General features: G+C 72.1%; 18 protein-coding genes. 13 read left to right on the forward strand and 5 right to left on the reverse strand.

Annotation, left to right across the window (positions count from 1 at the left end; all coding sequences use genetic code 11):
• The 4 genes from ESG85_RS21525 to ESG85_RS21540 all read left to right on the forward strand — a co-directional run.
• A partial coding sequence (locus ESG85_RS21525) for an IS481 family transposase (protein WP_128981691.1) occupies window positions 1-855 on the forward strand: 855 nt, incomplete at its 5' end.
• A 300-nt stretch (window positions 856-1,155) separates the two neighbouring features.
• Window positions 1,156-2,067 carry an MBL fold metallo-hydrolase gene (locus tag ESG85_RS21530; RefSeq protein ID WP_128981715.1) on the forward strand — a complete coding sequence of 304 codons (912 nt, stop codon included), beginning with the start codon at window positions 1,156-1,158 and terminating at the stop codon, window positions 2,065-2,067.
• 413 nt (window positions 2,068-2,480) lie between these two features.
• Window positions 2,481-3,560 carry a phosphotransferase family protein gene (locus ESG85_RS21535; RefSeq protein WP_128981717.1) on the forward strand — a complete coding sequence of 360 codons (1,080 nt, stop codon included), beginning with the start codon at window positions 2,481-2,483 and terminating at the stop codon, window positions 3,558-3,560.
• A 5-nt stretch (window positions 3,561-3,565) separates the two neighbouring features.
• Window positions 3,566-4,780: an acyl-CoA dehydrogenase family protein gene (locus tag ESG85_RS21540; protein ID WP_128981719.1), complete on the forward strand. Its 1,215-nt coding sequence runs from the start codon at window positions 3,566-3,568 to the stop codon at window positions 4,778-4,780.
• A gap of 312 nt (window positions 4,781-5,092) precedes the next feature.
• Here ESG85_RS21540 and ESG85_RS21545 read toward each other — a convergent pair whose 3' ends face one another.
• Together ESG85_RS21545 and ESG85_RS21550 are read right to left on the reverse strand one after the other, a co-directional pair.
• On the reverse strand, window positions 5,093-5,686 hold the full coding sequence (locus ESG85_RS21545; protein WP_128981721.1) for a TetR/AcrR family transcriptional regulator: 594 nt from the start codon (window positions 5,684-5,686) through the stop codon (window positions 5,093-5,095).
• A gap of 213 nt (window positions 5,687-5,899) precedes the next feature.
• On the reverse strand, window positions 5,900-6,664 hold the full coding sequence (locus ESG85_RS21550) for an SDR family oxidoreductase (protein ID WP_128981723.1): 765 nt from the start codon (window positions 6,662-6,664) through the stop codon (window positions 5,900-5,902).
• Between the two features lie 190 nt (window positions 6,665-6,854).
• Here ESG85_RS21550 and ESG85_RS21555 point away from each other — a divergent pair, with 190 nt between their 5' ends.
• From ESG85_RS21555 to ESG85_RS21575, 5 genes are all read left to right on the forward strand, one after another.
• A complete protein-coding gene (locus ESG85_RS21555; protein WP_128981725.1) occupies window positions 6,855-8,120 on the forward strand; it encodes an exo-beta-N-acetylmuramidase NamZ family protein in 1,266 nt (421 codons plus the stop codon).
• A 330-nt stretch (window positions 8,121-8,450) separates the two neighbouring features.
• On the forward strand, window positions 8,451-9,857 hold the full coding sequence (locus tag ESG85_RS21560) for an erythromycin esterase family protein (protein WP_128981727.1): 1,407 nt from the start codon (window positions 8,451-8,453) through the stop codon (window positions 9,855-9,857).
• Between the two features lie 71 nt (window positions 9,858-9,928).
• On the forward strand, window positions 9,929-11,218 hold the full coding sequence (locus ESG85_RS21565; RefSeq protein WP_128981729.1) for a serine-threonine protein kinase: 1,290 nt from the start codon (window positions 9,929-9,931) through the stop codon (window positions 11,216-11,218).
• Between the two features lie 300 nt (window positions 11,219-11,518).
• The gene (locus ESG85_RS21570; protein WP_128981732.1) at window positions 11,519-12,130 is read left to right on the forward strand and encodes a hypothetical protein; all 612 of its coding nucleotides are present in this window, start codon (window positions 11,519-11,521) and stop codon (window positions 12,128-12,130) included.
• Window positions 12,130-12,852 carry a 3-keto-5-aminohexanoate cleavage protein gene (locus tag ESG85_RS21575; RefSeq protein ID WP_128981734.1) on the forward strand — a complete coding sequence of 241 codons (723 nt, stop codon included), beginning with the start codon at window positions 12,130-12,132 and terminating at the stop codon, window positions 12,850-12,852. Before ESG85_RS21570 ends, ESG85_RS21575 begins: the two co-directional genes overlap by 1 nt.
• On the opposite strand, the gene ESG85_RS35080 is transcribed toward ESG85_RS21575, so the two are convergent.
• Window positions 12,795-12,968, reverse strand: coding sequence for a hypothetical protein (locus ESG85_RS35080; RefSeq protein WP_164986289.1), 174 nt, complete (start codon window positions 12,966-12,968; stop codon window positions 12,795-12,797). The genes ESG85_RS21575 and ESG85_RS35080 overlap by 58 nt on opposite strands.
• Window positions 12,969-13,352: 384 nt before the next feature.
• Between ESG85_RS35080 and ESG85_RS21580 the strand changes: the two genes are divergently transcribed.
• The 3 genes from ESG85_RS21580 (at window position 13,353) to ESG85_RS35330 (ending at window position 16,080) form a co-directional block, all read left to right on the forward strand.
• Window positions 13,353-14,210: a hypothetical protein gene (locus ESG85_RS21580; RefSeq protein ID WP_128981735.1), complete on the forward strand. Its 858-nt coding sequence runs from the start codon at window positions 13,353-13,355 to the stop codon at window positions 14,208-14,210.
• Window positions 14,211-14,247: 37 nt separating this feature from the next.
• On the forward strand, window positions 14,248-15,480 hold the full coding sequence (locus ESG85_RS21585) for a hypothetical protein (RefSeq protein WP_128981737.1): 1,233 nt from the start codon (window positions 14,248-14,250) through the stop codon (window positions 15,478-15,480).
• Window positions 15,481-15,672: 192 nt separating this feature from the next.
• On the forward strand, window positions 15,673-16,080 hold the full coding sequence (locus ESG85_RS35330; protein WP_181019082.1) for a hypothetical protein: 408 nt from the start codon (window positions 15,673-15,675) through the stop codon (window positions 16,078-16,080).
• Here the strand turns inward: ESG85_RS35330 and ESG85_RS21595 are convergent.
• A complete protein-coding gene (locus tag ESG85_RS21595) occupies window positions 15,976-16,305 on the reverse strand; it encodes a hypothetical protein (RefSeq protein ID WP_246095211.1) in 330 nt (109 codons plus the stop codon). The two genes, ESG85_RS35330 and ESG85_RS21595, sit on opposite strands and share 105 nt — an antisense overlap.
• Before the next feature lie 189 nt (window positions 16,306-16,494).
• Between ESG85_RS21595 and ESG85_RS21600 the strand changes: the two genes are divergently transcribed.
• The gene (locus tag ESG85_RS21600) at window positions 16,495-17,292 is read left to right on the forward strand and encodes an SDR family oxidoreductase (protein WP_128981739.1); all 798 of its coding nucleotides are present in this window, start codon (window positions 16,495-16,497) and stop codon (window positions 17,290-17,292) included.
• Window positions 17,293-17,312: 20 nt separating this feature from the next.
• Here ESG85_RS21600 and ESG85_RS21605 read toward each other — a convergent pair whose 3' ends face one another.
• Window positions 17,313-18,068 (reverse strand): site-specific integrase, encoded by a 756-nt coding sequence (locus ESG85_RS21605; protein ID WP_246095212.1) that lies wholly within the window; start codon window positions 18,066-18,068, stop codon window positions 17,313-17,315.
• Between the last annotated feature and the right edge of the window lies 1 nt (window position 18,069).

Here is an 18,069-nt window from a genome sequence, read left to right on the forward strand (position 1 = left end):
TTCCAGGTCTCCCCGACCACGGCCCAGCGGTGGGCCAGCCGCTACCGGCAGCTCGGCGAGGCAGGCATGCGCGACCGCTCGTCCAGGCCGCACCGCAGCCCGCGTCGGACTCCGACCCGCACCGAGCGCCGGATCATCAAGGTCCGTGTCCTGCGCCGCTGGGGACCGGCCCGCATCGCCTACCTGCTGCGACTGAACCCATCCACAGTGCACCGAGTCCTGATGCGCTACAAGCTGGCTCGCCTGGCCCACCTCGACCGCGCCACCGGACGGGTCATCCGCCGCTACGAACGGTCCGAGCCAGGCGCGTTGATACACGTGGACATCAAGAAGCTCGGCAACATCCCCGACGGCGGCGGACACAAGACCCTGGGCCGCCAAGCCGGCCGCAAGACCCGCTCAGGGGCCGGCTACAGCTACCTGCACAACGCCGTCGACGACCACTCCCGCCTCGCCTACAGCGAGATCCTCACCGATGAGAAGAAGGAGACCGCGACCGCCTTCTGGACCCGGGCCCAGGCGTTCTTCGCCCAGGCCGGGGTCACGGTCCAGCGGGTGATGACCGACAACGGTTCCTGCTACCGCTCCCGCGACTGGCGCGACCTGCTCACCGCGGCCGGAATCACCCACAAGCGAACCCGGCCCTACCGGCCGCAGACCAACGGCAAGGTCGAACGCTTCAACCGCACCCTGCTCGACGAGTGGGCCTACGCCCGCCCCTACCACTCAGAGCAGGAACGACGCGACACGTTCCCCGGCTGGCTGCACACCTACAATCACCACCGCGGACACACCGCGCTGAAGGGCAAACCACCCGCCAGCCGCGTCCCCAACCTCACAGGGCAGTACAACTAGGGCGTGTGGCGAAAGGAGCGTCGCCTGCCCGAAGGGCAGGCCCGGTGGTGTCCGATGCGTGCGATCACAAGGCGGAGGGTCGCCCCGATACCTGATGTATCGGGGCGATCCCGACAACGCGGCGTGCGTGCGTGCCGGGCGCCGCCGGGCAGACGGGACTTCCGGCACACGCCCTGGGAGCGTCCGACGTCCGCCGCGCGAGCGGCAGGCCGCCTTCCCCCGGACCAGGAGCTGCTGGCACGCTTCCCCATGTCCAGTGCCCAGCCCTGACCATTCGGGCTCTCATCCCGGGGATTCCCTTTGTCTGCCACCGATCCGTACGTGGTCGCCGTCGCGCCGAACGTCCATGCCTTCGTCCAGCCCGACGGGGGCTGGTGCCTGAACAACGCCGGCTTCGTCGGCGACGGGCGCGAGTCGTTGCTCGTCGACACCGCCGCCACCGAGCGCCGGGCCGGGCTGCTGCGCGCCGCCGTCCTCGACGCGGGCCTCGCCCTGCCGCGCACGATCGTCTCGACCCACCACCACGGCGACCACACCTACGGGAACGGTGTATTCCGGCCCGAGGCCCGGATCGTCGGGCACGAGAACTGCCGCACCGAGCAGCTGGCCGCCGGGCGGCAGCTCCATCTGATCTGGCCGCAGACCGATTTCGGCGAGGTGGAGATCCTGCCGCCGGACCTCACGTACGGCGACCGCCTCACCCTGTACGTCGGGGAGATCGAGGTACGGGTCGTCCACCCGGGTCCCGCGCACACGACCGGCGACTCGATCGTCCATCTGCCCGAGCAGGGCGTGGTGTTCACCGGCGACCTGATCTTCCACGGCGGCACGCCGTTCCTACCGATGGGCTCGCTGGCCGGTTCGCTGCGCGCGCTCGACCTGCTGCGGTCGCTGGACGCGCACACGGTGGTGCCGGGGCACGGCCGGATCACTGACCCGTCCGCGTACGACGCGACCGAGCGCTACCTGCGCTGGGTGAGCGAACTGGCGGCCGAGGGCCACGCCAAGAGCGCCACGCCGCTGGAGACGGCGCGCGCGGCGGAGCTGGGCGAGTTCGCGGCGTGGCAGGAGGGCGAGCGCCTGGTCGCCAACCTGCACCGCGCGTACGCGGAGCTGGACGGTCTGCCGGAGGGTCACCCCCTGGACGCGGCGGCCGTGTTCGGAGACATGGCGGCGATGAACGGCGGCATGCCGGTGGCCTGCCACGCGTAGGCGGCGGCTCGGCGGATCGGGGCGGGGGTGGTCCCGACGCGGGACCGGGGCCCTGTCCGGGGGCCGGCCCGGGGCATGTCCGGGGCCGGCCCGGGGGGGGGGCCAGGCGGCCGGCCCACGGGCGGCGCCGGTCCGGGCAGCTGTCGGGGGCAGACGGAGCTGGCTCGGCGTGGTCGCGTCCCCCAGGCCGGCGAAGAGCCGGGACCGCCGGACGGCCGAGGGCCCGAAAGGCCGAGACCGCCGGACGGCGGAGGTGTCGGAGGACCGAGGGCTTCGGTCGGGCACAGCGCCGCCCCCGGCCCACGCCGCGCGGCCGCAGCGGCGCGCCCGCGCCCGGGTCGGCGTACACCCTGGACGACATACCGACTGGTCGGTCATCATGAGCGGGACGCCGATCCCGGAGGTACGACCGCATGACCACCGCCCCGTCCGGTTCCCCGCCGCCCGGTCTCGACCCCGAGCGGCTGCGCCGGTTCCTCGACCGCGAGCGGCCCGGCCTCGTCGCGGGTCCCCTCACCGCCCGGCTGATCGAGGGCGGGCGCTCGAACCTCACGTACGTCGTGACCGACGGCTCCGCCCGGTGGGTCGTCCGCCGCCCGCCGCTCGGTCACGTCCTGGCCACCGCGCACGACATGCGCCGCGAGCACCGCGTGATCAGCGCCCTGGGTCCCACCGCCGTACCCGTGCCGGAAGCGGTGCTGCTGTGCGAGGACGAGTCGGTGCTCGGAGCGCCGTTCTACGTGATGGACTTCGTCGAGGGCACCCCGTACCGCACCGCCGCCGAACTGGCCCCGCTCGGCCCCGAACGCACCCGCGCCGCCGTCCTCGGCCTGGTCGACACCCTGGTCGACCTGCACGCCGTCGACCCGGCCGCCGTCGGGCTCGCGGACTTCGGCCGGCCCGAGGGCTTCCTCGACCGGCAGCTGCGCCGCTGGGGCAAGCAGCTCGCCGCCTCCCGGGGCCGCGAGCTGCCCGGCATCGACGAGCTGCACGCCGCCCTCGGCCGCGCGCTGCCCGTCTCCCCCGCCGCCACCGTGATCCACGGCGACTACCGCCTCGACAACGTCCTGATCGGCGCGGACGACCGCATCAAGGCGGTCCTGGACTGGGAGATGTCCACCCTCGGCGACCCGCTCACCGACCTCGGCCTGCTGGTCATGTACAGCACGCCGCTGGACGTCCCGGACTCGCCCGTCTCCACCACCGCGACCACCGCGGGCCACCCCGGCACCACCGAGCTGATCGCCCGCTACGCCGAGCGCTCCGGCCGGGACGTCGGCGCCCTCGCCTGGTACACGGCCTTCGCGTGGTTCAAGCTCGCCGTGATCCTCGAGGGCATCCACTACCGCTACACCCTCGGGCAGACCGTCGGCGCCGGCTTCGACCGCATCGGCGAACTCGTCCCCGTCTTCATCGAGCACGGCCTCACCACCCTCCGGGGGTCCGGGGAGTCCCACGCACCGCACGAGCCGCGAGAAGGCCAGGAAGGCTGATCCTCATGCACTTCGCATTCGACGCCCGCACCGAAGAGCTGCGGGCGAAGCTCCTCGCCTTCATGGACGAGCACGTCTATCCGGCCGAGGCCGTCGCCGCGGAGCAGCGGGCCGCGCTCGCCTCGCCCTGGGACACCCCGCCGGTCGTCGAGGACCTGAAGGCGGAGGCCCGCCGCCAGGGACTGTGGAACCTCTTCCTGCCGGACGAGGAGTACGGCGCCGGACTCACCAACCTCCAGTACGCGCCGCTCGCCGAGATCACCGGCCGCAGCCCCCACCTCGCGCCCACCGCCCTCAACTGCGCGGCCCCCGACACGGGGAACATGGAGGTGCTCGCCCAGTTCGGCGACGAGGCGCAGAAGAAGCAGTGGCTCGAGCCGCTGCTCGCCGGCGAGATCCGGTCGGCCTTCGCCATGACCGAGCCCGAGGTGGCCTCCTCGGACGCCACGAACATCGAGACCCGGATCCGGCGGGACGGCGACGCGTACGTCATCAGCGGTCGCAAGTGGTACATCTCCGGCGCGATGAACCCCGACTGCCGGGTCTTCATCGTCATGGGCAAGACCGACCCCGACGGCTCCGACATCCGGCGCCAGCAGTCGATGGTCCTGGTCCCCCGCGACACCCCGGGTGTGCACGTGCGCCGCGCCATGCGGGTGTACGGCTTCAAGGACCACGACCACGGCGGGCACGCCGAGGTGGTGTTCGACGACGTCCGCGTACCGGCCGCCCACCTGATCGGCGAGGAGGGCGGCGGCTTCGCCATCGCCCAGGCCCGCCTCGGACCGGGCCGCATCCACCACTGCATGCGGCTGATCGGCATGGCCGAGCGGGCCGTGGAACTGATGTGCCGGCGCGCCGTGTCCCGGCACGCCTTCGGCAAGGCGCTCGCCCAGCAGGGCGTGGTGCAGAACTGGATCGCGGACGCCCGGGTGACGATCGAGCAGCTGAGGCTGCTCGTCCTGAAGACGGCCTGGCTGATGGACACCGTCGGCAACCGCGGCGCGCACACGGAGATCCAGGCCATCAAGATCGCCACCCCGCGCGCGGTCGTCGACATCATCGACAAGGCCGTGCAGGCGCACGGCGCCGGCGGCGTCTCGCAGGACTTCCCGCTCGCCGAACTGTGGGCCGCGGCCCGCACCCTGCGCCTCGCGGACGGCCCGGACGAGGTGCACCAGCGCTCACTCGCCCGGCGCGAGCTGAAGAAGTACCTCTGACCGCTGACCTGGCCTCTGGCCTCGGAGCGCTGACCGCTGACCTCGGACCTCGGAGCGCTGGCCTCGGAGCGCTGGCCGCCGACCTGGCGGTCAGCTCTCTCGGGTGTGGCTACTGGCAACCGGCCTACGGCAATTGACCTCTGGCAACTGACCTCTCGTGCGGATGTGTACCGGAGTCGACGGGCTACGCGTGCCGGTCGCTCAGGGCGTCGCCGCCCTCCGTGACCCGCACCGCCGCGACCGCGGGTGCCTCCGCGGCGGCGGGCTCCGGGTCGGAGCCGTCTCCCCCGCGTGGGGGAGACGACGTTCCCTTTACGGGCGCAGCGCGCGCAGCAGCAGGTCGGCGAGGTGGTCGGCGACCTGCTGCGGGGTCAGGGGGCCGTCCGGGCGGTACCAGGTCGACAGGTGGTGGACCGAGCCGAAGTGGTAGTCGACCACCAGGTCGGCGGGCGTCGCGCCGGAGAACACGCCGGACTTCTGGCCCTCCTCGATCAGCGCCCGGAACCGCTCGTGGTAGCGGCGCCGTTCGGCCCGTACCTGCTTGTTCTTCTCCGGGCTGAGGTGGTGCATGGAGCGGAAGAAGATCGCCGCGTCGTCGAGGTTCTCGATCGTGGTGACGACCACGTCGGCGGCGGCGGAGCGCAGCCGGTCCTCGACCGGCGCGTCGGCGTCCGCGAAGGCGTCGAGCCGCTCCTGCTGGAGGCGCAGCACGCGGGCGTAGACCTCCTGGAGCAGGTCCTCCTTGGAGCCGAAGTAGTGGTAGAGGGCGCCCTTGGTGACGCCCGCCGCCTCCACGATCTCCTGGACGGAGGTCCGGTCGTAGCCCTGCTCGGCGAAGAGCCGGGTGGCGGCGGCGAGGAGCCTCTGGGGGACGGGGGTGCCGTTCCCGTCCGTCGTCCTGGCCATGCTGGGCCGCCTTTCCTTCACGCTGGTGACGCTCGTGCTGCTGGTGTTCCCCTGCCGGGACCGCGGGTCCCGCCCGAGGATCTTCCCACTTGTCGCCGCGGACGGCTCCGGCAGGACCACGACCCGGTGCGGGGAACGTGCGCGGCGGGCCGCCGTCCGCGGCGGCCCGTACGCCTCGTCCGGCCCGGCCGGAAACCGGCCTCCCGGGTCACGTCATGCGCCGGCGCCTTCCCACTTCCGCTGGATGTGGTTCATGTTGCCGAGCCACCGCTCGGGGTCGGTGGCCCTGGCCCGGTAGTAGTCGGCCACCTCGGGGTGCGGCAGGACGAGGAACCGGTCGTCGGCCATGGCGTCGAAGAGGGCATCGGCGACGTCCTCGGGTTCGATGGCGGTCGGCGCGAGCACGAGCTCGCCCGCCGCTCCGGCCGCGGTGAGCATGTCCGTACGCACGCCCTGCGGGCAGATGGCGTGGACCTTGAGGCCGCGGTGGCGGTAGCTCAGCGAGAGCCACTCGGCGAAGGCGTACGCACCGTGCTTGGAGACGCTGTACGGGGCGGCGCCGACCATGGTGAGCAGTCCGGCGGCGGAGACGGTCGAGACGAAGCGGCCGCTGCCGCGTTCCAGCCAGTCGGGCAGCAGGGCGCGGGCGGCGCGGACGTGGGCCATCACGTTGACGTCCCAGGCGGCCGCCCACACGTCCTCGTCGGCGGAGGCGTCGCCGGGCGAGGCGAGTCCGGCGTTGGCGCACCAGACGTCGACGGTGCCGCCCAGCGCGTCGCGGGCCTCCTCGATGACGGCGGAGGCGTCGCCGGACACGGCGAGGGCGCCGATGTCGTCGGCGACGGCCTTGGTGCGGCCGGGGTCGAGGTCGTTGACGACGACACGCGCGCCCTCGGCGGCGAACCGCCGGGCGATCGCGGCCCCGATGCCGCCGCCCGCGCCCGTGACGACCACTCCCGCACCCCGCACCGCACTCATCCCGGCCCACCTCTCGCTCACGGTTGTGCGGGCAGACTAACCGGTCGGTATGGAGTCGGGGAAGGGTCGCGGTACCCGGGGCGGGGAGCAGGACGCGGGCGGGGTGCCGCGGTACGCCTCGTTCCGTGGGGAGCGTCGCGGCGCTAGCGTGCGTGGGCATGTCACGGAAGGCGATCAAGGAGGATTCTTCATGAGCCTGTCCAGACGGGGCCTGCTGGCCGCGAGCGGTGCGCTCGGAGCGACGGCGGTGACGGCAGCGACGGCGGGGGCCGGGCCGGCCGCCGCCGACGCGCCGCCCGGCCGGGGCCGCCGGGTGCGCACCGGCTTCGAGCGGCTCGCCGCCGAGGGTTACGCGCAGCTCGCCGGCCGGCGGGTCGGCGTGGTCACGAACCCGACCGGCGTCACCGCGGACGCCCGGCACATCGTGGACGTGATGCACGCCGACGCGCGCGTCGACCTGGTCGCCGTCTTCGGGCCGGAACACGGCTTCCGCGGCACCGCCCAGGCGGGCGGTTCGGAGGGCCGCTACGACGACCCGGCGACCGGACTTCCCGTCTACGACACGTACCTGAAGAGCGGTCAGCCGCTCGCGGACGTCTTCACCGCCTCGGGAGTGGACACGGTCGTGTTCGACATCCAGGACGTGGGCGCCCGCTTCTACACGTACATCTGGACGCTCTACGACTGCATGGTCGCCGCCTCGCTCGCGGGCAAGCGCTTCGTGGTCCTCGACCGGCCGAACCCGGTGACCGGGCGGACCGCGCTCGGCCCGGTCCTGGACCGGGCGTTCGCGACCTTCGTGGGCCGCGAACCCATCGCGCAGGCGCACGGGATGACGGTGGCCGAGCTGGCCCGGCTGTTCAACGGCGAGTTCCTGGCGAAGCCGGTGCCGCTGGAGACGGTCGCGGTGAGCGGCTGGCGGCGCCAGGACTTCTTCGACGCGACCGGGCTGCCGTGGGTACCGCCGAGCCCCAACATGCCGACGCCCGACACGGCGCTCGTGTACTCCGGCACCTGCCTCTTCGAGGGCACCAACCTGTCCGAGGGCCGCGGCACCACCCGCCCGTTCGAGCTGCTCGGCGCGGAGGGGATCGACGGCCGGTGGGCGGAGGCGGCGAACGCGCTCGGCCTGCCGGGCGTCCGCTTCCGGGAGGCGTACTTCGCGCCGACGTTCTCGAAGTTCCAGGGCAAGACCGTCGGCGGGGTGCAGCTGATGGTGCACGACCGCGACGCCTTCGACCCGGTCCGCACCGGCGTCGCGCTGCTGGTCACGGCGCGGCGCGCGTGGAGCGGCTTCGCCTGGCGCCCGGACAACTGGATCGACAAGCTGACCGGGTCGGCCCGCGTGCGCACGCTGATCGACGCGGGCGCGACGGCGGACGAGGTGGTCGCCGCCTGGGAAACGGACCTCGCGGCGTTCCGCGCGGTGCGGCGGAAGTACCTGCTCTACCGCTGAGGCGACGGGGAGCGTCCTTCTGCCGCCGGGGACCGACAGGGAGTGTTCGCCTACCGCCGGGGAGCCAACAGGGAGTGTTCACCTACCGCCGGGGGGCCAACAGGGAGGTTCCCTACCGCCTGGCAACAACAGGGAGCGCGTCCCACACCGGCCGGGGAACACCGGAGAGCGCCCCAAACCCGCCCGGGAACAACAGAGAGCGGCCCACACCGGCCGGAGAACAACAGTGAGTGCGCGTCCTACCCCTACGGGATCAAGGGGGCTGGCACCAGGGAGAGATCGGGTGGGACCCCGATGGTCCCGCCCGGTCTCCGGGGCGAAGCTGAGACCATGAAACGTCGCGCACTTCGCTTATCCGTGCCGGGCCTCGTGGCCGCGCTGTGCCTCGGCCTCATGGCGCCGGCCGCCGCGGCGGCGGGTCCCGCCCCGACACCGGCGGCGGCGAGGTCCGCTCCGGCTCCGTCGGCGGCGGGCTCGCTCCCGCCGTCGTCCACGGTCACGGACCCTGCCCGTGAACTCGCGGTCACGGCCCGTCCCTTCGAGCACACCCGCACGCTGGAGAGGATCGTCGGCGACGCCAAGGTCGTCGGCGTCGGCGAGGCCACCCACAGCTCCGCCGAGTTCTTCCGCGCCAAGCACCGGATCTTCGAACACCTCGTGGAGCACCAGGGGTTCACCACCTTCGCCCTGGAGGCGAACTGGAGCACCGGCCTGCTCGTCGACGACTACGTGCGCTTCGGCAAGGGCGACATACGGAAGATCATGCGGGACGAGTTCCGTAACGCGTACGCCTTCTGGAACACCGACGAATACCTCGACCTCTTCCTCTGGATGCGGCAGCACAACCTGCGCCACCCGGACCACCAGGTCCGGTTCATGGGCAACGACCTCGGCTACGCGGGCCCGAACCTCTTCGACGAGGTCACCGGCTACGTGGCACGGACGCGGCCCGCGCTGCTCCCCCGCTTCCACGGGCTGTACCGCGCCTCCCGGCCGTCCGGCGGCGACGTCGACGCCTGGATGAACGCCTACCTGGTCCGGCCGCTCGCCGAGCGGCGGGCGATGGCGGCCGACGTGAACCGGGCACTCGCCCTCCTGGAGCGGCAGAAGCCGCCCGCGCGGGACCGCGCCGCCCGTGAGGCGCACGCCTGGGCCGTGCAGCACGCCCGGGTGATAGCCCAGGTCGGCACGGAGTACGCGTACGACCTCACCTCGGAGGAGCACGTGGGCGAGGCCATGCTCTACCGCGACCGGGTCATGGCCGAGAACACCGTGTGGTGGCAGCGGCACACCGGCGACCGGATGGTGCTGTCCGCGCACAACGCGCACGTCGGCTACGAGACGACGATGCCCGAGCAGTACCCGCGCATGCAGGGCGCCTTCCTGCGGGACGCGCTCGGCCGGGACTACGTGACGATCGGCGCGGCGTTCGGGCGGGGCTCGTTCAACGCGCACGACACGGGGACGCCGGGCGAACCGGTCCGGGTCTTCTCCGTGGGCCCGCTGGGTCCGGACAGCAACGAACACGTCCTGGACCAGGTCGCCTCGCGCCCCTTCCTGCTCGACCTGCGCACGGCCACGCCGGCCGCGCGGGAGTGGCTGGGCGTGGCCCGGCCGACCCGGGCGGCGGGCACCGCGTATCCCTGGGTGGGCGACACGGCGCCCGTACGGCTCGCCACCGCTTACGACGCGGTCGTCTACTTCCCGGAGATATCGGCGGCGCGGCTGCGCGGCTGACGACTGGCCATCCCCCGGCCCGGGCAGAATCCCGGAGCCAACGGCGTACCTCGACGCGGAGGGACGGGCCCATGACGGTGACGAGTGTCGAGCCGTACCGCGAGGTGGACTTCGACAAGGACGGCGACGGCCCGGGCGGCCAGGCGGAGGCGCTCGCCTCCCTGGCCCGCCGGGGATGCACGGACCTGGTGCTCTTCACGCACGGCTGGAACAACTCGCGGTCGGTCGCGAGCGGCCTCTTCGACCGCTTCTTCGCCCCGTTCCCCGGGGTGACCGGCGGCGGGAGGCGGCTCGGGTACGCGGGCCTGGTGTGGCCGTCGATGATGTTCTCGGACGAGCGGACGCCGGACTACGCGGCACTGGCGGCGGTCGCCCCCGGCCGGACGGCGACGGTGTCCCGGATCGCGGAGCTGCTCGCGGAGGAGCCGGCGGACGAGGAGGCCTTCGCCGAGTTCGCGGGCCTGCTCAGGGAGCTGACGGGCATCGCTCCGGCGGGGCAGGCGGATCCGGCGGGACTGGTCGCGGCCGAGGTGCCGGCGTTCCTGGCCGCCGATCCGCTGACGGTGTACGCGATGTTCGCCGACGCCCGGGAGGCGGAGGCGGAGGCGGCGGGAACGGGGGCGGAGGCAGGAGCCCATGCGGCCACCGAGGGCATGGCCGGGGCGGCGGCGGGCCCGGGCGTGGGCGGGCCGGGGGCCGAGTCGCTGTTCGGCGGCGATCGGGTCAAGCGGCTGTGGAAGGGTGCGAAGGAGGCGCTCCGCCAGGCGACGTACTTCACGATGAAGCGCCGGGCGGGCGTCGTCGGGGAACGCGGGCTCGGTCCGCTGCTGGGTGACCTGGGCCGCCGGGCCCCAGGGCTGCGGGTCCACCTCGTGGGCCACAGCTTCGGCGCGCGGCTCGTCGCACACGCCTTACGGGGGCTGCCGGCGGACGTTCGCACCGTGAAGTCGGTGACGCTGCTTCAGGGTGCGTTCTCGCACTACGCCTTCGCGGACCGGCTGCCGCACGACCGGGGCCGGCGCGGCTCGCTCGGCGGTCTCCAGAGCCGGGTCGACGGACCGGTGGTGGCCTGCCACTCGCGCCATGACACGGCACTGAGGGTGTTCTACCCGCTGGCGTCCCGGCTCGCCCGGGACGACGAGTCGCTGCTCGGCGACGACCGGCGCTGGTGGGCCATCGGCTACGACGGCGTCCAGGCCGTCCCTGGCACGACCGTCCGCACGCTCGGGGCCGCGCTGCGGGACGGAGTGCCCGCCGCGGGCTGTGTGAGCGTGGACGCGGCACAGGTCGTGAGCGAGCACAGCGACATATGCCACGCGGACCTGGCCCGCCTGGTGGCCCGAGCGGGCCGCCTCGCCTGACCGCCGCCCCGCCCGCGACGCCCGTCCTGCCCGTCCTGCCCGTCCTGCTCACAACGCCCCTTCCCGCTCACAACGCCCCTTCCCGCTCACAACGCCCGCGTGGCCCCCGCGTCATCACGCCCGCCCGCGGCGCGCCCGGCGGTCAGCTGCCGGCCACGGTGGCCGGATGACCGGTCCTCCGTGTCCCGTGAGCGGGGGCCGGTGTCCGGATGGCCGGGTTCCGCCGGTCGATGGAACAGGAAGCGCCGCTCGTTCGTCCCTCTCATATCGCCGGAGTGCTAGCGACGGAGGTGGCAGACGATGGCCGGGTTCCGGAGTCTCGCGAGACAGGTCCGCGATCCGGGGTGCGACACGGCGTTGCGAAGGTATTCGCTGCGCAAGTGCCTGGAGCGGTTCGCGCCCTACGGTCACCGGGCGACCTGGGACCACCTGTGCCGTAGGCACGGGTTCGGTCCCGAGGACCGGGAGGCCGATCCGAGCCGCCTGGTGGCCGCGCTCGACGAGCTGGAGGCGGCCCGCTCGGTATGGCTCGCGTACGAGAGGGAGTTCGCCGAGCGGCGGCGGCGCGAGAAACACGGCGGACTGCGCCGGCCCGGCGGGCTCGACGAGTGGCACCGCAGGATCTGGGGCGGCAACGGGGTGGCCCGCTGCGACGACCCGGCGCGCCATCCGTCACAGCCACTGCCGGAGGTGGTGCGCCGGCTGGTGGACGCGTTGCGGAACGGGCCGGGCGAGCACTGCCCGGTGTGCGCGGGCCCGCGCATCGAGTGGCGGTCGGAGCTGCGGGACGAGCCGTGGTTCGGGCCGGTGTGCGAGGACTGCGGGGTGCTGATACCGCGGGGTCTGCTGACGGCCCGGGCCCTGGCCAGGACCCGTGGTGACGTGTCGGTCCGGCTGGCCTCGGTGGCCTGATGCTCCAGGTGTGTCTCAACGGGGGCCGCGGGCCCGGGGACGCGGCCGGGGTGCCGATGTCGCCGGTCGCGATGGCCGAGGCGGCGGCCGCGTCGGTCGCCGCGGGCGCGGACGAGGTGCACGTCCACCCGAGGACGCCCTGTGGTGGCGACACGCTGTCGCCCCGGGTGCTCGCCGACACGCTGGCCGCGGTCCGCGCGGCCGTGCCCGCCGGCGTGCCGGTGAGTGTGACGACCGGCGCCCGCGCGGAGCCCGACCCGGTGCGCAGGCTCGCCCGGGTGCGGTCCTGGACGGTGCTGCCGGACCGCGCGACGGTGATCTGGCACGAGCCCGGCGCCGAGGCCCTCGCGACGGCGCTGCTCGACAGGGGTGTGGCCGTGGACGCGGTGCTGCGGCAGGGCACCGACGGCCCGGCGCGCTTCCTGCGTTCCTCCCTGGCCCCGCGTGTGCCGCGGATCGTGGCCGCGGCCGGGTCGGAGGAGGCGGCGCTCGCCCTCCTCGCGATGTTCGCCCGCTCGCCGCACACCCGCCCGGTCCTGCTCCACGGACGCGACGGCGCGGCCTGGCCGCTCTTCCGGCTGGCGCGCCGGCTCGGGCTGGCCGCCCGCACCGGCCTGGAGGACACCCTGCTCCTCCCGGACGGCACACCGGCCCGCTCCAACGCTCAGCTGGTCTCGGCGGCCCTCGGCGAGTCCGCCGCCGCGGCGACCGTCTCGTCGTAGGCGAGCCGGCGCTTCTCGTACGGGGGTGCGCGCAGCGGGAGCTGGGGGTCGAGGTGGGAGGCGTGCCGGAGGAACCGGGTCCGGATCTCGGCGAGCGGGTCCGGGACGCGCATCACGGCCGGACGTTCTCTCGCCTATTCCGAGTTGTTGCCGAACATCAATCGATCACGGGTCGTCTGTAGCTCCCCACGCCAAGCCGGTTCAGGGACGTGCGACCGTGCACTGCATCTGTCCAATGAGCACGGGACTTGTCGCGCTGGGTATTCGAGCTGGCGGGCGGGTTGGCCCTCGTCGAGGCTGAGCGGGTGGGGTCAGAGACGGCGTGAGCGCTGGACCGAAAGGGTTTGGCACGGGGGCGTCACATCGACGATGATCACCTCATGACCACCAGAAAGGGCCATGCCTTCTAAGCGCCCCGCTTCGCTCTCCACCGCTCGCGCACCGCCACCGCTCACCGCAGCGCCCGAACGCCGTGACCGCCCACCCAGGAGAGCCCGCCCGTGCAGAAGACTGCCCTCGTTCCCTACGCCCACCTTCCCCGAGCGCACCACGCCCACCACGTCCTGACCAGCACCGTCGACGTCTTCGGCACCGCCCACTGGCTGCTTGCCGACCGCGCTCCGCAGCCCGGCGGCGATGCCCTGCCCTTCGACGCGCTGGTCGTCTCCGTCCATCCGGGCGGCGAGGTCGAACTCACCGAGCTGAGCGCCGTGCGTGCCCGCTGGCCGCACCTGGACCGCCTGCCTGACGGCGGGTTCGTCGTCGCAGCATCCCGCACCCGCCGGTACGAGGACGCGGACCAGGTCCAGGCCTTCAACGCGCTCGGCCGCGAGGCCTCCTCCTTCTCCGTCGGGGACGCCATCGAGCACCTGCTCGTGGACGAGGCCGGCCACATCTGGGTCGGGCACTTCGACGAAAACCCGGTCGGAATCCGCCGCTGGAGCCCCACAGGCCACATCTACTGGACGTCCGACAGCGCAAGCATCCCTGGCCTCTTCGACTGCTACGCCCTGAACGTGTCGGGCACCACCGCCTGGGCGTGCACGTACACAGACTTCCCGCTCGTCGAGATACGCCCCGACCGGCCCGTGAGGGTGTGGCCGAACCAGGTACGGGGCGCCAAGGCCGTGGCCATCCACGGCGAGCGGGTCGCCTTCTACGGCGGCTACGGCGAAGAGGTGGACCGGCTCACCCGCGGAGAGCTCACCGAAGCATCCGTCGAGCCAACGGACGTCGGCCTGCTCACCCTGCCCGACGGCCACCTGCCCGGCCGCCGCCGTGCCGTCAGCCGAGGAAGCAGGATCTACGTCCAGGCCGAGCCGTTCACCGCGTGGGGCGTGGTTGACCTCAGCAGCTGAGCCCCGAAAGAGGAGACATGCGGCAAGATGCGGACGCATGTCCCTCTCATCGCGTTTCACCATGCCGGGTCAGGTCCGGGCTGTGGCCACATCCGACCCCTCTGGGCCACTGACCGTGACCGGCTACGGCCCGAATCCGCTGGCGACCGTCATCACGAGGGTCGACCTTTCAGGCAACGTGGAGTGGCAGCGGACCTACCCCGGGACAGGCAAGCCGCAATCCCGTCTGGCCACGGACGGCACGCTGTGGCTCGCCTACCCAGACCGCGACGGTCAGCTCCTGGAAGGTATTCTGCCGGACGGTTCCACTGGGCCCACCGCCCGCCCGGAGTGCCGCGCCAATGAGGAGGTCGGCGCATTCGTCCTCCTCGACGACGGGTTCGTCATTTCCTGGGTCAGCGGCTCCCGCATGGTCCGTAGGGAACGAAGCCGACCCACCTCTGTACCGGAGCCTCGCGTGGCCCGGTACACGAGAGAGGGGGAGTGCCTCTGGTCCACGCCGATTGCGCTCGGTGCGGTCTCGTTCCCGGGTGTGGTGGAGATGGGAGACCGGACCGGATGGGAGATCCGGCCGCGTAGACCTTGGGTCTCGGAGGAGATCGGTGTTGATCACTGGCAGCCACTGCTCGTATCGGCCGACCGGATCGCAGCCAGTTTCACCGACACACGGAGTGGCATCGGAAGGACGTTCTTCCTCGACCTGGGCAGTGGCGCGACCATCTCGGTCACCGCTCCCGCTCCCGCAGGCCGAAAGGCGATAGCTGGCCCTGGCCAGTTCCTGCTCGGATCCCAGGGTTACGGTGCCTTCACGACCGGCCGCTTCGGCCGGGACGGTGTCGAAACCGCGCGCTGGGCTAGCCATGGGGCAATGCTCGTCGGCAAGAACGGCGGCGTCTGCGGCCCGGAGCTCCGAAACGGCCGGCCTTCGCGATCACGCTTCCGGCGGCTCGCACCGGACAACAGCCTTGTGGGCGGACCGCCCCTGACGGGTTACTACACGTCCTACCCTGCGATGGACTGCGAGGGAACCGCGGTGTTCTGGCGAGACGGCAAGCTGCTCGCTGTGGACACGGATCTCGCCGGACACGAGCTGTTCGCCATGGATGACAGCAGAGCGGTTATCGGTCGTGCGCTACTGCTGAGCGAAGGCAGTGTCGTCGTCTCCCTGGACAACGAGGTCCTGGTCTTCCGTACACCGCTGGGGTCCCTGGCCGAGGGTCCCTGGCCGTGCGGGGAAGCGAACCTCAGGGGCAATCCTCTCCTGAGTTGAAACTGCCTGCGTGACGGCGGAGGAGACTGAAGCTGAGCATGGAGCTGGCAGGACGGGTCGACTACAAGACTCGTTCGCAGGACGCGCTCAACAGCCATGTCGCCTCGCCCTTCAGGCCCTGGTGGGCAGGCTCCGGACGGGGCTGCGGTGGGTGGTGCTGTCGGTGCGCCTGTCCAGCTCGGTCCGGAGTTCGTGGATGACCTGGGCATAGACGGCGACGCGCTCGCGAAGCCGGTCGTTGTCCTCCCGCAGGGCCTGGGCGGCGGCTTCGGCGTCGATGGCGCGGGCGTGCAGGTGTTGGAACGCGGGCGGGATGCCGTTCGCCTCGGACTTTCGGCGGACGAATTCTTCTTTCAGGTCGACGTGCTTGTGGGTGAGGACCCAGCGCTTGACGCCTGCCTCGGCGGCGAGTTGCAGCGTGGTGAGCGCGCTCCGGTGGACCGGGTGGGACGTCCGTCGAGCAGCCGCTGGATCGCTGCTGTGATGGCGTCGCGGTCAGTGGCCATCGTGGGGTTCTCCGGTGCGGTCGTGGGCGGTGACGATGTGCTCCAGGCGGTCGAGCTCGTGCTGTTCGCGTGCGTGTCGGAACGCGGGGGCTAGCGGGTCGTCGACGAGCGGCCGTAGCTGCTCGATCTGGACGAGGACTTGTTCGATGTCGCGGTCGGTGCGTGCGATGTTGACGCGGTTCGGGCGGCAGTCGTCGAGGTCGGGTGTGCGGCGGGTGCTGTCCTCCTCGCTGCGCAGGCGGCAGGCTGCTCGCTTGGGGTCCAGGACGCAGGTCATGCCCTTGCCGGGGAAGATCTGGAGGTCGGGGTTGGCGAGCATGGTGGTGGCGTGCCGCTTGGTGCGCAGGACTCGGCCGGCGAAGCGAGTGGCGGCTTGGACGCGGTGCCGGTAGGTCTCGGCTGCTGGGGCCTTGTGGTGGCTGGGTCTGCGCGTCTCAAGGGGAGTGAACGTGGCAGGGCCCGGGGAAATCGGGTGCCGCGTGAAGGGCGGACCGCCAGGATGAGGATCATGACTGGCGAGACGCGCGTGGGGAGCCGGCAGGACGTGGGAGAGGCGGGGCGCCCGCTTGCCTTGGTCACGGGGGCGGGACGTTCGGCGGGGATCGCGGCGTGCGTGGTACTGAATCTGGCCCGGGCCGGTTGGGACGTGGCCTTCACGTTCTGGACTCCGTATGACGCGCGGATGCAGTGGGGCATGGAGCCGGGTGCGCCCGAAGAGCTGCGGAAGAAGGTGGCGTCCCATGGGGCGAGAACGCTTGCGGTCGAGGCGGACCTGAGCGACCCGGCGGTGCCGGCTCAGCTTTTCGACAGCGTCGAGCGGGAGCTGGGGAACGTCACGGCGCTGGTGCTCTGTCATTGCGAGTCGGTTGACTCCGGCTTGCTGGACACCACGGTGGAGAGCTTCGACCGACATTTTGCGGTCAACGCGCGGGCAACGTGGCTGCTGATCCGGGAGTACGGGCTGCGATTCCGCGGGCAGCACGGAAGCGGGCGGATCGTCAGCCTGACCAGCGACCACACCGCTGGCAACCTGCCCTACGGGGCGAGCAAGGGGGCTATGGACCGGATCACGCTGGCCGCCGCCCGTGAGCTTGCCCATCTGGGAGTGACCTGTAACGCGATCAATCCCGGGCCGACTGACACCGGGTGGATGCCCGAAGAGCAAAAGGTGGACATGATCCGCTTCACGCCCCTGGGACGCCTCGGTGTGCCGCAGGACTGCGCGAATCTGGTCACGTTCCTCTGCTCGGCAGAGGGCGGATGGATCAACGCCCAGCTTCTCCGGAGCAATGGCGGTCTCGGGTAGCTGAGCGCACGAGGCAAGACTCACGGGCAATTCCGGCTGGCGACGTCGGCGGCGTAGGCGGCCCAGTCCCCGGCCGATGCTTTCTGCCACTGGACGGCAACCTTGATGTGGACGCCGAGCATCCGGGCGAGGATCGCGGCGGGAAGCTCGGTCGCGACTGTGAACAGCGCGGTGGACCGGTCCTGTTTGGGCCGTATCCCGATGCTGTGGAGGCGCTTGCCGATCTGGCTGTCGGTGAGAGGGCGTCCTGGATGGCCGCCCGGGAACAGCCAGGGGGCATCGTCCGGAGTGCCGATCTTGGCCTTGCCGCGGCGGGTCGCAACGAGCTCGCGGACCAGGCTGGCCAGCGGCGCGGGGAGGACGACCGGCGAGCTGCCGAATGTGATCGTGACGGTGTCGCCGTCGATGTGGACGTCGGCAACGGTGAGTTGACTGATGGTGGCGATCTTCTGTGCGTAGAGGATCAGCAGCAGTCCGGCGACGCGGTCCGGGGTCGGCAGTGAGTCGTCGTTGAGAAGGCGCCGTGCATCGTCCCAGCGCTTCTCGCTGTCGATGGTGCTGAGCGGGCCCTTCCAGCGGACGGTGCCGTAGGTCAGGCCGCGGGCGTGCCGGTGCTGTACTGACCAGCGGACGAAGTGGCCCGTCTCGTCCCGGTAGCTGACGGTGGAGTCCGCCATCCATCGTTCCAGATCCGGTTGAGCGCAGGTTCCCAGCGTCAGTTCTTCGCCGGTGAGCCAGGTGAGGAAGTTGTCGGCGGCGTTGACGTGGCAGCGCACC

Source organism: Streptomyces roseicoloratus (assembly GCF_004117935.1).
Taxonomy (GTDB): domain Bacteria; phylum Actinomycetota; class Actinomycetes; order Streptomycetales; family Streptomycetaceae; genus Streptomyces; species Streptomyces roseicoloratus.

Excerpts from the sequence above, each read along its gene's own strand:
- ESG85_RS21535 (WP_128981717.1), top strand. The coding sequence starts at position 2,481 with ATGACCACCGCCCCGTCCGGTTCCCCGCCGCCCGGTCTCGACCCCGAG.
- ESG85_RS21540 (WP_128981719.1), top strand. The coding sequence starts at position 3,566 with ATGCACTTCGCATTCGACGCCCGCACCGAAGAGCTGCGGGCGAAGCTC.
- ESG85_RS21545 (WP_128981721.1), bottom strand. The coding sequence starts at position 5,686 with ATGGCCAGGACGACGGACGGGAACGGCACCCCCGTCCCCCAGAGGCTC.
- ESG85_RS21550 (WP_128981723.1), bottom strand. The coding sequence starts at position 6,664 with ATGAGTGCGGTGCGGGGTGCGGGAGTGGTCGTCACGGGCGCGGGCGGC.
- ESG85_RS21555 (WP_128981725.1), top strand. The coding sequence starts at position 6,855 with ATGAGCCTGTCCAGACGGGGCCTGCTGGCCGCGAGCGGTGCGCTCGGA.
- ESG85_RS21560 (WP_128981727.1), top strand. The coding sequence starts at position 8,451 with ATGAAACGTCGCGCACTTCGCTTATCCGTGCCGGGCCTCGTGGCCGCG.
- ESG85_RS21565 (WP_128981729.1), top strand. The coding sequence starts at position 9,929 with ATGACGGTGACGAGTGTCGAGCCGTACCGCGAGGTGGACTTCGACAAG.
- ESG85_RS21570 (WP_128981732.1), top strand. The coding sequence starts at position 11,519 with ATGGCCGGGTTCCGGAGTCTCGCGAGACAGGTCCGCGATCCGGGGTGC.
- ESG85_RS21575 (WP_128981734.1), top strand. The coding sequence starts at position 12,130 with ATGCTCCAGGTGTGTCTCAACGGGGGCCGCGGGCCCGGGGACGCGGCC.
- ESG85_RS21585 (WP_128981737.1), top strand. The coding sequence starts at position 14,248 with ATGTCCCTCTCATCGCGTTTCACCATGCCGGGTCAGGTCCGGGCTGTG.
- ESG85_RS21595 (WP_246095211.1), bottom strand. The coding sequence starts at position 16,305 with ATGCTCGCCAACCCCGACCTCCAGATCTTCCCCGGCAAGGGCATGACC.
- ESG85_RS21600 (WP_128981739.1), top strand. The coding sequence starts at position 16,495 with ATGACTGGCGAGACGCGCGTGGGGAGCCGGCAGGACGTGGGAGAGGCG.